The sequence below is a fragment of the Flavobacterium sp. KACC 22763 genome (genome assembly GCF_028736155.1).
Taxonomy (GTDB): Bacteria; Bacteroidota; Bacteroidia; order Flavobacteriales; family Flavobacteriaceae; genus Flavobacterium.
In genome coordinates this window covers 4,231,604-4,250,082 of the sequence record NZ_CP117879.1, presented here as the reverse complement: position 1 = coordinate 4,250,082, position 18,479 = coordinate 4,231,604, and the positions used below count along the sequence as shown (strand labels likewise).

General features: G+C 36.0%; 1 protein-coding gene. It reads left to right on the top strand.

The features are described from left to right. The first annotated feature begins 107 nt into the window (after positions 1-107). Positions 108-18,449 (top strand): T9SS type B sorting domain-containing protein, encoded by an 18,342-nt coding sequence (locus PQ463_RS17795; protein WP_274254826.1) that lies wholly within the window; start codon positions 108-110, stop codon positions 18,447-18,449. The last annotated feature ends 30 nt before the right edge of the window (positions 18,450-18,479 follow it).

Below are 18,479 nucleotides of genomic sequence, written 5' to 3'. Positions count from 1 at the left end.
TCCTGAAGCGCGGGAAGAACAAAAAGTATAAATATTTTAGAGTACTAATTGTTGTGTTCTCTAATGCCCCTTAGAGAATAATTTACAGGGTAAACAAAAAGATGATTATGAAAAAACCTACTATTTTTAAATCAGTTAAAAGTGTTTTTAGTTCTATCAAAAATGTTGTTTTTGATATACAAAAACAGTTTGAAAAATTGGTGGAATCATTTGACAGGAAGCAAGTGCTGCAGCCAATATTTGCGAAAGTAAACGGAAACCGAAAAGCAATTTTTGGATTTTTCTTATTTCTTTGTTTTGGATTTATTAATGCACAAGAAGGAACTAAATTTTCGGCTAGGCTTACAGGAGGTAATGTTAAGGTAAAAGGAGACATTATCTTAATTGGTAATACGGTTATTAATAAAGTAAATAATCGTGCTTATTCTGGTAATAAACCGCCAAATAATTATGTTGAAAATCCGGCTAATTTTAGCCCTTCAAGCCCTGTAAATGGTGTTAAATATACTGGAGATGTAACCAATTTAGCTGATTTAACAAAGGAGGCTAATAAAGATTTTAACGATCCTGGAAATAATAATGATTATTATGTTGAGTATATAGATATTGATAACGATAACAGTACTTTCAACTCAACTATGGCGAAATTAACCATAGACAATTCTTGTAAAAATATTGTTTTTGCAGGTTTGTATTGGTCAGCTATTTATCCTTATGAAAGAAGTACAAATACAGGTGCTAAATACGAGGGTTCTTTAAGAGAAGAAGATTGGAATACTATAAAATTTAAAGTACCAAACGGACAGTATCAAACAATTACAGCAAGTAAGACAGATACTAAAGAACTAATTTTTAACGGTTATAAAAAATACGGAAATAGAGTAGAAGATTCTTTTAAAGATTCTCCTTATGTATGTTTTAAAGATGTAACAAATATCTTACAAGCTTTACCAAACGCTAATGGTGACTACTATGTTGCCAACGTTAGAGCGGCAAGAGGTAAAAGAAATGGTGGGGGTGCAGGAGGTTGGACTTTGGTTGTCATTTACGAAAGTCCAAGTTTACCAAGTAAGTTTATTTCTGTTTTTGATGGTTATGTAGGAGTTGACCCAGGAAATGATAAAGATAAAATAGTTGATTATACCATCAATGGTTTTCAAACTTTACCTGTTGGTTTCCCTGTAAAAGCAAAAATTGGTGTTGCTGCTTTGGAAGGTGACAATAGATTAGAAGGGGATAATTTCTCAATTAAGGCGAACTCAAAAACTGCGTTTACTGTACTTAAGGATGATATAAATTTAGAGAATAACTTTTTTAATGCTTCAATCAGTAATGGGGGGATAAACAATTTGGCAAGAATGCCAAAGAGTGTAAATAATATGGGATTTGATATTGACCATCTTACTCTTCAGAATGATGTTAATGGAGTTAAAAATGCGGTTATCCCTAACGGAGAAACAGGCGCAACATTAAGATTGAGTACAACTAGTGACGGTTATGGAGCTTTTGTTACAACATTTGCTGTAGACGTAATTGAGCCTAAAATTGTATTGACAAAAGTTGTAAAAGGTGTTCGTAGAGAAAACAATACAGATGTCGAATATGATTTATCTGGTCAGACTGTTAACTTAGGTCAGGAAATTAGATATGAAATTGGTTTTACAAATCAAGGTAATGATAATGCTAAAGACTTTACCATTACAGACGTTCTTCCAAACAATGTTATTTTTAATCCTACAACGGATATTTTTAGACCGCTTCCAGATGGTGTATCAGAACCAACGTATGATGCTGCGACAAGAACTCTTGTTTTTAAAGTAGATAATGCTTTGGTTGTAGCTTCTGGAGGAACTTATGCATTCAAATTTAGAGTTAGAGTTATTAATGACTGTAACGAGTTAATGGATGCATGTTCTAACTTAATTAAGAATACTGCAGTATCAAGATATTTTGGAGACATAAATCCTACGAATAATGGTAAGCCGTATGGAGACGGAAGTTACTCTTTCAATACAGGTTGTATTGTTGGAGATCCAACTTCTACAAACTTCTTAGTAGGTGTTGATCAGTGTCGTTTTAGCAGAGATGTATCATTGTGCGGTAGCGCTGTACTGACAGCTGCATTAGGATATGGAAGTTATGCATGGACAGGGCCTGATGGAAAACCTGCAGGAAATACTAGATCTATTACGGTTACAAAAGAAGGAACTTATACTGTACAAACGGGAGATACTCCAGATTGTAAAGGTATCTTGCAGACATTTGTAGTTAAAGATCATATAGCAGGTGCCAATGTTAATCCTGTAAGCGAGTATGCTAACAATATTGTTGCAGCTACAGGCAGACCAGAAACTTGTACTCGAGATAATATTGAGTTTCCTAAAATCTTTTTGTGTGGTTTAAATGACACAAGATTTATAGACACTAAGATTTCGTCTGCAACTAGTATCGTTTGGCAAGAAACTACAGATGTTCCACCATCAGGATTTCCTTCAAGCTGTCCTTTTGATGAAGCACCAAATTGGACAACTATAGCTAATGGGCCAACATATACAGTTAATAGAGCGGGAGCTTTTAGAATTGTAGTTACCTATGGTAATAACTGTGTGAACACTTTTTACTTTAGTGTTTTCCAAAACCCATTAGATCCTAAAGCTTCTAAAACAGATATTACTTGTAGTAGTGTTGGTAGCATTACAGTAACAAATCCGCCAATTAATACTGGATACACTTATAGTTTGGATAATGGATCATTTCAAGCTTCAAATGTTTTCAATAATGTTACAGAAGGTGAACATAGAGTAGATATTAGACAAGCTCCAGCAAACGGACAAACGAGTACTTGTCCATTTTTTGTTAAGGTTACCATTTTAAAAGAAGTATTTTCTGGAACAATAACAAAAACAGACCCGCTATGTCCAGGAACAAGCGGAGCAATTCGTGCATTTGCAAATGGAATTAGTGGAGATTACAGATTTATTTTAAAAGTAGCAAATACAAATACAGTTGTTAGAGATTCAGGAAATAGAACTTTCCCAAATTATTTTGATTTTGATAATCTTACTCCAGGTTTATACGATGTAGAAATTTATGGACTTAAAGATAATTGTTTCAAGTTAATTGAAGATGTTGAAATCTTAGATAAGGAGTTAAAAGTTAGCGTTAGTACAAAACCACTTGCTTGTGAAGATGGAGAAATAAGAATTAGTGTGACAGGAGGAACTCCTATTGCTGGAACTCCACCTAGATATTACTATTCTGTTAATGGTGTAGATGCTGGAACAAATCCTGTTATACCAGTGACTAGAGCAACTTTGCCAGCAGATGGTAAATACAATATTATTGTAACTGATGATGCTGGTTGTAGTTTCACAATTCCAACCATTACATTTGAAGCGCCAATAAAACCAACAGTAACGGTTGATCATAAGAATGTAAGATGTTATAATAGTAAAGAGGGTGAAATTTCTCTTACTGTTACTCCACCAGATTCTGGTTTTGCAGTTTCATACAATGTAAATGGTGGTGCTTTTACTACTCTTCCAACAACAAACTTAGATCCAGGTGTTTATAAAGTTATTGTAAAATATACTTATAATGGTGCAGAATGTTTTGATGCAGAGCAAGATATAACAATTACAGGACCTACAGATACGCTAACAGCTTCTGGAGGTGTTGCCGAATTATCTGGCTGTGGACCAGCTGGACATGAGGACCAAGGTTTAGTAAGAATTACTAACGCTCAAGGAGGTGTTCAATTCCCTGCTCCAAATCCTTATAGATATAGTTTTGATGGTGGAAAAACTTGGCAAACAAGTAATCAGGCTTATGTTGATCCAAGTGCTACGCCATATACTTTATTAATTAAAGATGCAGCAGACTGTATTTTTGAAGTTAAAGGAATTGTTTTAGATCCAAAACCAGCAAAACCTACTTTTGATGTTTCAGATGCTGTTTACAACTGTAACGGACAAGGAACAGTAACGGTAACTGCTAACGTTTCTACAAGTGCAAGCTATACGTATTCATACTATATTGGTAAGCCAGACCCGGCAAATCCAGGTAGTTTTATTTATACACTAAATACAAATACTCCTGCCAACATTTTTAAAGATGTACCTGCAGGGGATTATAAAATTAAAGTAGAATATACTTTAGTACAAGTACCTACTTTTAGTAATTTATTAAAAGAAGATTTTGGAAGCGGACCTCCAACTACAACACCGGGTATTGCATCCGCTTATTGTTTTAATGATCAAAGAGTAAATCCACCGTATTTATGTAAATATCCTGATGGTAAGCCAAGTAGATCTGTAGAAGATAATGCTTACTCTGTAGCAAGTTTCTTCTGGAGAGACGACGACCCAAATAGTAATAATTCTGGAGCTTGGTTCCACTATAAAGATCATACTACAAACCCAAATAATTTGGATAATGTAGGTGACCCTAATGGTAGATATTTATTAGTTAACGTTGGTAATGCTGCTGGTAAATATGGTATTTTATATAGCAAACCAATTGTAGACGTTATTCCTAATCAGGATGTAATTGTAGATTTTTATGTAGGTAACTTATTAATGCCAAGCTACAACAGTGCTGCGCCAATTATTAGAATTGAATTGGTTGACGGAACTGGAAAAGTTGTAGCAAGAGATGATACAGGAGAAATTGCTCCTGGCTTTAATCACCCAGACAGAAAAAAATGGGTACCGATTAGTATAAAACTAAATCCAGGTGACAATAAAAATTTAACTTTTGTTGTTCGTTCTGGAAGTGAAGTATTTAATGGTAATGACTTAGTTATTGATGATATCTGGGTGCGTCAGTTGCCAAAATCATGTTTATCTGCTGAAACATTAGATTTAAAAGTAGAGGATGGTAAAGGATTTAAGGCAGAAGTTAAAGATATTAATGGAGTTTCTTGTAGTGGTGGAGTTGATGGTGGATTTAGCATCTACGTAGATAACTTTGACACAACAAATGGATTCTATTATACTTTAAACGGTGGTGCTCCATCTCCGACATGGATAAATTATAAATCTTCTCCTGTTGTAATTTCAGGAAAAGCTGCGGGGGATTACGATGTTCGCGTTCGTTATGCAAATAATGCTTCGTCTTGTAACTTTACTATTCCAACAAAAATCCCAACAAAAGATCCTTTTGTTGTAAATGCAATTGCTTCGGCAGCGACTTGTGACGGCGCAACAGTTACAGCTACTGCAGTTGGCGGTACACCTGCGTATACGTTAACGTTAAAAGATAAAAATTCATCATACACTAGAACTTTCCCTAGTGATGGGATTTTATATGGAGTTCCTGCGGGTACTTACATTGTTTCTGGAGTAGATTCTAAGACATGTACCGATGCTATGGATACAGAGCTGGTGATTAATCCACCATCTTTACCAAAAGCAGAGGTGGTTCAAAACACTGGTTTATGTTTCGATAACAATACTGGAGCAAAAATTACAGTTAATATCATTGGAGGCGTTGGCCCTTTCACTTATAGAGTAAGTACAGATGGAGGAACTACTTATGGATCTCCAAGTGCAACATTTAATACAACTTCGTTTGATTATGTAGCAACTGCCCCAGGCAATTATAGCTTCTTAATTAGAGACGCTAATAGTTGTGATGCTTTAGCGGTAAGCCAAACAATTGGTGAGCAATTATCAGCACGTTCATCTATTAGTGGCGCATTAACTTGTACAACAGGAAAAGCTACTATTGAAGTTACAATTGAAGGAGGAACTTCACCATTTAAGTATGTAGTAAAAAATAAAACAACTAATGCTGTTTTATTTACTAGCGGAGATATTGCTGGTCCTACATTTACTTATACAGATGTTCCAGGAACGTATGTTTTCACAATTACAGATAAAAACGGTTGTACAGCTGTTGAAGAAAAAGAAATTAAACCAGCAGAACCTGTAACTGCCAAAGAGAAAGTTGAAAATGTTACATGTTACAATGCTGCAAACGGTTATGTAGATATTACACCATTAACAGGTGTAGCTCCATTTACATATCAGTTTAATGGAACAGGTGCTTTTAGTGCAGCTACTCACTATGGTCCATTAGCAGGTTCAGTTGCAGGAATTACATATAGCTATATTGTAAAAGACAATTTAGGTTGTGAGCAATCGTACACATTTAAGGTTTTCCAACCAGATGATTTAGTTCCTTCTGCGTCGATCACAACAGCATATACTTGTCAGACAGCAGCAACAATTACTGCATCTGCTATGGGCGGTAACGGAGGTTACACTTTTGTATTAAAAAATACAACTACAAATACTGTAGTTGGAACTAATACTACAGGTCTTTTTGAGAATTTGACAACTCCAGGAAGTTATTCAGTTACGGTTACAGATAGTAAAAACTGTACTAAGACGATAGCAGTTCCGGGTCAAATCGTTGCGCCAAATCCTCCTGCAGGAATGACAATTAATAATTCAGCTGTAACATGTCCTTCAAATAAGGCAACAGTAACAATTACTAATGTTGTAAATGCTGCTGGAGTAGCAGTACCAACAGCAGGTTTAGAATATAGAATAAAAGCACCAGCTGCTTATGCAACAACTACATTCCAATCAAGCAATTCATTTGCTGGATTAGATGCTGGTGTAACGTATACTTTTGAAGTTAGAGATGCTAATAAATGTGTTTATGAAAAAGTATATGAAATAAAAGCATTGCCTGTTATTTCAGTGAGTGTAGCTTCTCAAAACAATATTTCATGTTCAGGTGCTACTGATGGAAGTGCCGTATTTACAGTTTCTGGATTAGGAAATAATGTAGCTTATAGCTATGTGGTTGATTCTCGTGCTGCTTCTACAGGAACATCTCCAGCTACAGGAGAATCATTTGATATTACAGTTTCGGGATTAGGTGCAGGTAGTCATTTATTCACGATTACAAATACAGCTACATCTTGTCCTGCGACGCAAACAGTTAATATAGATGCGCCAGCAACGACATTAACTAAAAATCCAGAATTTTTAACGCATGTTACTTGTAAGGATAATGGAACAGCTACAATTAATGTAGTTGGCGGATGGGGAACGTATACTTATGTATTAACTACTCCAACTGCATCAGTAATTACACAAACTACAAGTTTGTTTACTAACTTAGATAAAGGTAATTATACTTATACTGTTACTGATTTAAATAAATGTTCAGTAAGCGGAAGTTTTACGATTAACGATAAAGTTCCGCCAACAGCTAGTATAGATTCTGCAACAGATTTATGCGCTGGAGGAGCTGGAGCAACAATTAGAGTTACTCCTAATACTGCACCAAATTATGTATATAGTATTAATGGAGGTGCGACTCAAAATAATGGTACTTTCACAGGATTAATTCCTGATACTTATGTTGTAAAAGTTACCGATACATCAACAGGATGTTCTATCGATTTAACAAGTCAAGTAGTTGCTTCACCAGTTGAAGCGTCTATAGGATTAGATAAAGATTTGGATTGTGATGCTACTAATCCAAATGCTGTTATAAGAGTAACGGTTAAAAACGGTTATCCAGATTACAAATATAGAGTTAGCACAAACGGAAGCGGTTTCTCAGGAGCTTACATTCCTGTAGGTGCAGGTCAGACTGTATTTACGCATAAAACGACTACTGGATCAAATGCTGCAACTTATGAATTTGAAATCTTAGATAGCAAAAATTGTAGAACTACAGTAACGCAAAATATTATTGCTTTAGCTCCAGTTGATTTTTCTTTTGAGGTTGAAAACGTTAAATGTCATGGTGATAAAACAGGAACTATTACCGTAAATGGTATCCCTGCTAACGGAACTTACGAGTATAGTATTGATGGTGGTCCTTTCCAACCTACAAATGTATTTACTGGATTAGGTCAAGGAACTTACCAAGTTACTATTAGAGATGATAAAAAATGTGAGTTATCTAAACCAGTAACGATAAAAGAGCCTACAATTGCTCTATCTGCTTCTGCTTCTGCGACAAATTTAAAATGTGGACCTAATAATGCAGCGCAAACGTCTACAATTACAGTTACTGCTCAGAACGGAACACCATTTGCTGGAGCTAATAAATATAAATATTACTATAATGGATCGACTACTTTTGTATATTCTAATACGTATACAACAAGCACTTCTGGTGTAGTAGACATTATAGTAGAAGATGCGAACGGATGTACTACTACAGCTTCTGCAACAGTTAATACATTAAACCCGCCAAGTGCACTAGCTTTTTCAGCACCAGCAATTACTTGTGACCCTGCTAAATTGACTACTGATTTATTGGTGACGGTTACAAATGGTGTATTACCATTAAAATATGAAATTACTAGTACAACTGCAGCTGTTGCACCAGCAACTCCTGTAGCAACAAATGTAAATTCAAATACACACACTTTTACAGGTCTAGCACCAGGTACTTACAACTTTAAAGTTACAGATGCTAACGATTGTATTGTAACAGGTAGTTATGAAATAAAAGAAGTTGTTAAAATAGTGGCATCAAACCGCATTTTAAAGAATGTTTCTTGTGTTAACGGAAACGATGGAGAAATTGAATTTACAGTTTCTGGAAATGTAACAGGAGGATATACTCAAACCCTAACAGGAAGTGTTACAGGTGCAGTTACTGGAGGAACAAAAGTTGGAGACGTTATTACTTACACAGGATTAACACCTCAGACTTATACTTTTGTAGTTACAAATTCGGCTACAAAATGTACTGCAACTCAAGTAGTGACATTAGATAACCCAGCTATTATAACTATTGATAATGCGGTAGCTAGTAAAGTTTTCTGTGATCAGTCAATTACAACAATAAAAATTACTGCTTCTGGTGGAACTGGAACATTATACTATGCTGTAGTTGGAGCAACTGAAGCTGCACCGATTTTCCCTGCAGATTATAATACAACAGGAATTTTTACAAAGAATACGACTACCCTTGGTTTAAACTACAATGTTTATGTACAAGATAGTAAAGGTTGTCCTATTCAATCAACAATAAGCGTTGTTAGAGACAATGAACCAACAATAGATCCTGCGCCAACAACTTGTTTCACAGGTACTGCAAGCGTTACTATTACAGGAACTGTTTATGGTGGTACTGCTTTATATGGTATTGATGGAGTGTATAGTACAAATCCAACAAAAACTATTACAGGACCAGGTACTTATATTTTAAGTATTAAAGACGATAACAATTGTGAGAAAACAACAACTTTAATTGTAAATGACCAGCTGAAACTTACAGTAATACCAAATAAAGATGTTACCTGTTCAGTTGTCCCTCCATTTACAACAGTAGATGCACAAGTTACTTTAAGTGCAGCTGGAGGAAACGGTACTTATGTTTATGGATATAGTACTAGTAATGCAGGACCATTTACAACATTGCCAGGAAATGTATTTAATACATCGACAATTGGAACTTATTATTTCAATGTTACATCTGATGGATGTTCTGCTGTATCAGCTGTTTCTTTTGATGTTACTACACCTCAAAAACCTACAGCAACAGCTACAAGTACAAATCCAAAATGTTATAATGCTTCTGAGGGAACAATTACAGTTACTGGGCACGGAGGTGTTCCTGGTTACCAATATCGTGTTAATGGTGGTGCTTGGCAAGATTCGCCTGTCTTCACTGATTTATCTGCTGCTGTAGCACCAGGTACAGATTATACTTATGAAGTTAAAGATACAAAAGGATGTATAAGCGATCCAGAAACGATTACTTTAGTACAGCCATCTGCAATTGTTGTTGATAGAACATTAGTAGGTATTACTTGTAACAGTACAAATGGAGTATCTTTAGGATCAATTTCGATTAATACAGTTAGTGGTGGAACAGGTCCTTATGACTATTATGTAACAGGAAAAAACTATGCTAAATCATTCTCAAATGTTCCTGGAACAGCGCAAGTATTTGAAATAGTTGATTTTGGTATTTATGAAATAAGAATTATAGACGCAAATGATTGTCCTTATATAGAGGAGGTTACTATTACATCTCCACCGGAGGATCTTGATATTACAGTGACTGCACCACCTCCGGCAGATTGTACTGCTTTAGGTTCTGCAATTGTAGCGGTAGGAAGTGCTTCGTCAATTCCTGTAGGAAGTGGACCATTTTACTTTAGTTATTACACAGGGGTTAAACCTGTGTATCCAACTACTGGAACTTGGTATCCAGAAACTACGCCTTTACAAACAGTTATTCCTAATTTAATTCCTGGAGTAAGATATACTTTCATTGTTTATGATAAAGCGTCAGGATGTTATTATTATGAGATAGCAGACATGCCTATTCCATCAAATTCAACACTTAGTGTTGGAGCACCAACTGCACAAAACGTTACTTGTACAGGAAGCGGAGATGGTAAAGTTAGTTTTGTAGTTAGCAGTACTTATGGTACACCTACACCAATTACATACCAAGTTTATGACGCATTATCTTTAGCGCCATTACCAATTAATGGTTCAGGTACAGTTCCTGCTAATGGTTCATTAACAATTAGTGGTTTTGGAGCAATGGTTCACGGTGATTATTTTGTTTTAGTAAAAGAAGATACTGGAGCAACAAATGCTGGATGTAGTAAATCAACAGCAATGTTCTCTATTAGACAATCAGCTAAGTTATTAGTTGCGGATTATCAAATTATAAAAAATGACAACTGTAAAACAGGTGCTGGTATAATTAGAGTAAGCGGTAGTGAAGGAACGGCACCATACCAATATATGGTAACGACAACAGCTACTACGCCAAATGCATTAGATACTGCTTGGACAACTGTTCCAGTATTTAATAGAGATTCAAATAATTATTATGCTTGGGTAAAAGATGCTTACGGATGTATTCAAGGTACTCCTGTATTCTTGTTGCCGTTAGATCCTAGTCCTGCGATAAGCCTTAATGTAGCTAATTATTGTGCTAAAGAAGGAGCATTCGAAGTAAATGTTACCATAGACACGCCAGGTATTGCACCACATTATATTAGTGTAAATAATGGTAATTTTACTGAAGTTACAGGTTTAACATATACTGTTAAAAACTTAAATTCAGGACCAGTAAGTGTTGTTGTAAGAGATGCAAATGGTTGTGAATCGCCAGCAACCTCTACAGTTATTAATGCAACTCCAATAGCAAGTGCTTTAGTTACGAAGGTATTAGATTGTTCTGTTTCAGGAAATGCTGTAGCAAATGCTGAAATTACGGTTACAGTTTCGAACGGAACAACACCGTATGCTACTTATGAAGTTAAAAAAGGATCAGGAACGTATACTGCGATCAATCCAACAACAACTGTAGTAGGAGGTAAAACAACATTTGTTTATTCAGTGCCTGCTGCTGCTGCAGATACATATGTATTTAAAGTAACAGATGCTAATGCTTGTCCTGTTGAAACAAATGTGGTAAAAGTAGAAGCAATTGTTCCAATTGTGCCTTCTTCTAATCCAATTAAACCGCTTTGTAGTGGTGATAAAGGAACTGTAGAATTATCTGCAATTGGAGGTAAAGCACCATATAAATATTCATTTAATGGTTCTGGATTTACAGATCAAACTGTATATTCAGTTGCAGCTGGGCCTTACACATTTATTGTACAAGACAATTTAGGATGTGAGGTTGCTGGAAATGGTACTTTAACTGAACCAACTCCTTTAGCCGATAACGGAGCAACAATTCAAGGATTAAAATGTACTACAGGAAATGCAGCAGTATCAGCTACTGTAATATTAGCTGCAACTCCAGGTTCTGGTACAGCGCCTTATTTCTATAGCTTCAATGGAAGTGATTTTACGAAAGAGACGACGTACACAGTAGAAGATAAAGGTGTAGATCAGCATATTCTATATGTTATTCGTGATGCTAATGGATGTGTGGTTCCTGGATCGGTTGATATATTAAAATTAAACCCTCCAACAAACTTTACATTCACTCCAGGTCCGGTAATTACTTGTACAACATTAAATACTTCAGTTACTATTTCTGCAGTTCAAAATGGTGTTGGTGCATTAACTTACCAAATTATTTCTCCTGCTTCTGCAGCGGTTGATAATTTAGGTAACAATGTTTTCACAGGTCTTTTACCAGATGTTGATTATGTATTCCAGGTAACAGATGCAAATGGTTGTGCGGTTCAAAAACCATACAGAATTAATAATGTTATCAAAATTAATATTTTAGAGCAGTCTAAAACTCCAGTTACATGTTTAGGTACGCCAAATGGTAAAGCTTCGTTCTTTGTATCTGGTTTCGGAACAGGTGTTGGTACATATCATTATGTATTAGATGCTCCATCGCCAGTAGTTGGTGGTTTAACTTCATCAACTATCGATTTAACAGGATTGACTGCTGGAAGTCATACGATTACTGTATATGATGACGCAACAAATTGTTCTATGCCAATAACATTTACAATTGCGGAACCAACAGCAGCATTAGCTTTAGCACCGTTAAATGTGACACCTAAAGGATGTACAACTTTTGGAGGTGTAACCATGACAGCAAGCAATGGATGGGGAGACTACACTTATACCGTAGAACAACCTGACGGAACTACTTTGTCTAACAAAACTGGAGTTTTTGGAAACTTAATTCAGTTAGGAGCTTATAATGTTCATGTTGTAGATGCTAACAATTGTAGAATTGATGATTCATTTACATTAATTGCTCCAGTTGACCCAACAGCGACGATTGCTGCAACATCAGATTATTGTTATGTAAACGGAGGAAACACAACGACACTTGTTGTTACTGCGGCTTCAACATCTACGTTTGTTGTAACTCCTTTTAAATACAGTATCAATAACGGTCAGACATGGCAAGATTCGGATACATTCTCTAATTTAAGTCCAGGTAATTATACTGTTCTGGTTATGGATAAATTTGGATGTAAATCAGCTGTTGTCAATACAGAAATTAAAGGTCAATTGTATGCATCAGCAAACGAGGAGAAACCAATCTACTGTGCGGGAGCTCTTGCTGCTGATGGAACAATCAGAATTAAAGCTGTGGGTGGTTATGCTCCTTACAGATATACTGTTACTTACAATAGTGTAACGTCTGCACCAATTGCCTTTACAAATGCAACATACTCAGACTACACTGTTTCAAGCTCAGCAGATGGTTTATATGTATTCAACGTATATGATGCTCACGATTGCCCTGTTACAACTAATACGGTTAACATGGTAGCACCGACTCAAGTAACATTTACAGCAACTCCGACTTCGCCAAGTTGTTTGAGTCCGCAAGGAAACGTTGCTAATGGTTCTATATTGGTAACATTAGACCCAGGTAATAATGACCGTGATTATACATACACTATACAGCGTACAATTCCTGCAGGTGGTGTCTTGATTTCTCAAAGCACACCTTTATTTACAGGTTTAATTGCAGGATCTTATACAGTTAGAGTAATTTCAGGAAAACAATGTTCAAATAGTAAACCTATCGATATTGTGGTGCCTCCAGCAGTGGTGGCTACAGCTACACCATCAGCATTTACATGTTCTGGTACCAATACTACAAATTCTACTGTAGTAACTGTTACAGCAACAGGTGGTGCAGGAAGTGGTGCGGTAACAGACTATGTATACAGTGAAAATGGAACAAACTGGAAAACAGATAACAAATTCACAGTAAATAACGATGTAGCACAGACATTAACATTCTATGCTAAAGACTCAAATGGATGTATTGATGATGTGCAGATCCCAATTGCTGCATTCCCTAAATTAACTGCGGCTGTAGCAAGTTTAGGTGAGAAAGCTTCTTGTGATAACAACGGACATGAAACTATTCATGTAGAGATTACAGGTGGTGCATCTCCAGCTAATTTTGATTATGAAGTGTACCAAGATGGCCAGCTTTTACAAGCAGCGACTCCAGTTGGAGCAGGAAGCACTAGTTTCGATTATGTAGCTCCAACAGCAGGTCACTTCTATCAATTTAAGATAATTGATAAAACTACATTCTGTTCTATTACGACAAATGCTTATCAAGTACCGTTGTACAATACTGCAAAAGTTATTGCAACAGTTTCTTCAGAAGTATCTTGTAATGGTGGAACAAATGGTGAAATCACAATAGATGTGATTGATTACAAAGGAACTTACAAGTATCAAGTTTGGAATGCTGGAGTAGCTGTAACAGGTGTTTTAGGACCTGTTGATAGTAGAACAGATAATCCATTCGTGATTCCGGTTACAGTTGGTGCTGGAAGTGCTTATACTGTGGTTATTAAAGAAGATGATTATCCATTCTGTTCTGTAACTTCGAATACATTCGAAATTACTCAACCACCAGTATTAGATTTGATCAATTTCAATCCAGGTAAGAAAAATCAAAATTGTAATACAGCAGGTGCGGTTATTACAATCGATGAAACACAAATCGTTGGAGGTACAAAAGGATACAAATATGTTGTGGTATTGCCAACAGCAGGTGTTCCAGCTGATGGTTCATTCAAAGACGAAAAAATATTTACAATTCCAACTACAGCAATTGCTCCGGCATATGATACTTGGAATGTATATGTAATGGATGCGAAAGGCTGTAAAGCATTTGTACCAGTAAACATTTCAAAAGACCCAATGCCAGTTATTACAAATGTAAGTGTGGTTAGTCCATGTTATGATGTTAATGGCTACAGAATTGATATTACTGCTACAGGTGTTGGACCTTTGGAATATAGTTTAGATGGCAAAGAATATAAAAAAGATCCTTTCTATATTGTAAAAAATGCAGGTGATTATAATATATATGTAAGAGATGCTAATCAATGTGTAGTTCCGACTGCAACTGCATTTAACATCCCTGCGCCACTTACATTAAAAGCAGATGTTACAAAAGATCCAACTTGTATGACAGCTAATGGTGAGGTTACATTAACTGCAGGTGGAGGTAAAACACCAGCAAGTTATGTATATGCTAAAGATAATTGGTCTGCACCAAGCGTAAGCAATGTATTTACAGGTTTAGCACCTGGTTCTTATAAATTTTTCGTAAGAGATGTTGCTACAAACTGTGAGAAATTTGTAGATGTAAAAATCGAAACGCCAACTCCAGTTACCGGAATCACTGCAAAAGGATTTGATGTAACTTGTAATAATTATAAAGATGGTCGTATCGAGGTTAAACTTGATCCGTCAAATAATAACCCAGTTTACAGATACAGTCTTACTGCTGGTCCAGAACTTAGACCTCTTCAAGATTCGCCATACTTCTATGATTTACCAGCTGGTGATTATGAAGTAACTGTAATCTCTGGTAAAGGATGTCCTGGATACGCTTATCCAAAAGTTGGTGAGCCAGCTCCGATTGTGGTAGACGAGCCATTAGTTACACAATACCTTTGTAATGTTGGTAACACAGCTATTAGCGCTACAATTACTGTACCTGCTGGTTCTGTAAGAGGAGGTTCTAATGACTACATTAGATATAAATTCGTAAGAAATGGTACAACAGTTCAAGACGATGAAAGAAATGTTTACACTGAATCTGATTACTTAGGTGGAAGATATGATGTCTATGTATATGACAGTAAAGGATGTTCAGGTGGATATTCTTCAGTTACGATTAATATGTATGTAGATATTGCTCGTTTAGATCTTGCTACAACAAAAATCAACTGTAGAGATGATGAGTCAGTTCAGGTAACAGCTATTCCAACAAGAGGAACATTACCAACATTGACATACACAATTGAAGGTACAAATAATACAGTTTATCCTGTTACAAATAGCCCGACTGGATTATTCGCAGGATTAAAACCGGGTACTTATTTAATTAAAGTTACGAATACAGTAACAGGATGTAGTGTACAAAAACCATATGTTGTTAACGAACCAAACACGTTCCGTTTAATAGCATCAAATATCAAAAACGTAACATGTTTCACAGATACGAATGGTAGTATAACATTAACATTAATTGATGATATTCCAACACCAACAGATGAATCAGGTCCGTTTACATATGTATTGACACACGAATCTGGATCAAGCGTAAGCGGAAACTCAAATGGAGCAACAAAAGTTGACCTTTCTAGTCTTGCTGCTGGTAAGTATACATTTGTAGCAACATTGCAAGGAGTTCCATATTGCCCTGTTACGACTAACTTCACTATTGAAGGTCCAACAGCGGCATTAGAAATTGCTGTACAACATAAACCAATTAGTTGTGCTAGTAATTCAGATGGAGAAATTGTAGCAACTGCAACAGGAGGATGGATTGGAAATTACCAATACAGACTTGATGGACCAGTTACTAAACCATATTCTGCTGAGAATAAATTTACAGATTTGCCTGCTGGATTATATACAGTTTACGTAATGGATGCAAATGGATGTGAGGATTCTGAACCAGTTCAATTGTCAATTCCAACACCAATAACTGTAGCAATTAGTGCAGACAGAACGTCATTATCATGTTATGGTGATAATAATGCGGTTGTAACTGTAAACACTATTACTGGAGGTTCTCGTAATTATACATACACATTGCATGGTACTTTAACAGATGGTACAGAAATGACAAGAGCAGCTCAACAAGGTAAAGTATTTGATGGACTAGCTGCAGGAACATATTATGTTACAGTTTCTGATGATTGGACTTGTATCGGTACTTCAAACACTGTTACAATTGCACAGCCAAGAAAAGTTAAGGCAACATTATCACTAAAATCAAGAGAGACTTGTGATACTACGCCAGTAATTACTTTAAGTGCTGAAGGAGGAACTGCACCATATTACTATAGTACAGATGGAATTAACTTCTCAACGAGTTTCACGACTCCGCAAGACTTTAACGTTCCAAAAACTACTGCGCCAGTTAAGTACAGATATTACGTGAAAGATGCAAATGGTTGTCCAGCAGAGTATGTTGAGATTCCATTATTACCGGTTCCAGAATTGGTGTTTGATGTATTCGAACATACAAATGTACCTTGTAGAGGTGGTGCGACAGGAAGTATTTATGTTGAAGCTAAAGGAGGTTTAGGCAATTATGTTTACACTTTAATTAATGCTGTTACAAATACACCAATAACACCAGCGCCAACACAAGTAACACCTGGAACGTTTACGCAGCTTCCAATTGGTAAATATCGTGTGAATGTTAATAGTGTAGATTGTGATAAACTTTCTGAAATAATTGACATTACAGAACCGCCTCTTGATTTATCAGCTGAGGTTACGCATACAAATGTAACGTGTGCAGGATACAACAACGGAACAATTAGTCTTGTTGCTACAGGTGGAGCTATTGAAGGTAATTACTCTTATGCAATTACACCAAATCTTATGCAATTCTTTGATAGACCATATTTTGAAAACTTGAAGCCTGGAAATTATACAGTAAGAGTTCAAAAAGGTATTTGTAGTGAAGATTACCCTGTTACAATTGACGATGCTATTCCATTAGTTGTTACAGAACTTGTTGATCAAAGAATTCCAGAATATTGTTATGATGATAAAAATGGAGTTGCATTTGTTGAAGTTGAAGGTGGTAAAGGACCTTATACAGCTAGTATAACTGGAAATGGAGTAACAGTTGATTTCAGAGCTCCAGATGTAGATCCAAATACATTCAGTTTTACAGGTCTAGTAGGAGGTGTTGAATATGTTGTCAGTGTAAAAGATGCTAACTTATGTGATCAAGACACTAGATTTACATTGCCAGAACCAGTTAAATTGAAGCCAATTGCAGAGGCAGGTTATGATTGTGAAAACAACCAACCTATTAATTATATTAAGGTTGAAGTAGATCCAAGCATTGATCAAACAAGAAAAGATAAGATTGTTTACACATTAAAGTCAAATGGAGCTGCTGTAGGACCGGTACAAACTGGTAACCCAATATTTAAAAACCTTCCAACTGGTACTTATAGCGTAGAAGCTTCACTTGAAGGTTGTGTAAAAGAATCTAATACAGTTGATATTGAAGCTGTTCAGGAACTTACGATGTTAGACTTAACAAACCAAAGCAAAGACATCAATACAATTGTTGTTCAGGGTGTTGGTGGAGTTGCTCCTTATGAGTATAGTTTCAACGACGAACCATTTACATCATCTAACAGTTATAGAATCTATAAAACGGGTGAGTATAAAGTTGTCGTAAAAGATAAAAATGATTGTAGATTTGAAAGAATCATTCCAGGTACATTCTATGACTTCTGTATGCCAAACTACTTCACACCAAACGGTAGTACAGGTACAACAATTGGTCCAGACTGTGGAGCATTAGCATACAAAGAGCTAACGTTTGATATTTATGACAGATATGGTAGAGTAGTTGCGAAATACCGTGTAGGTGGAAAATGGGACGGAAGATATCATGGACAGGAATTGCCAACAGGAGATTACTGGTATGTTCTTAAATTAAATGATCCGAAAGATCCAAGAGAATTTGTTGGACATTTCACACTATACAGATAACAAAATTATAGCCCCAATGATGTTATCTAA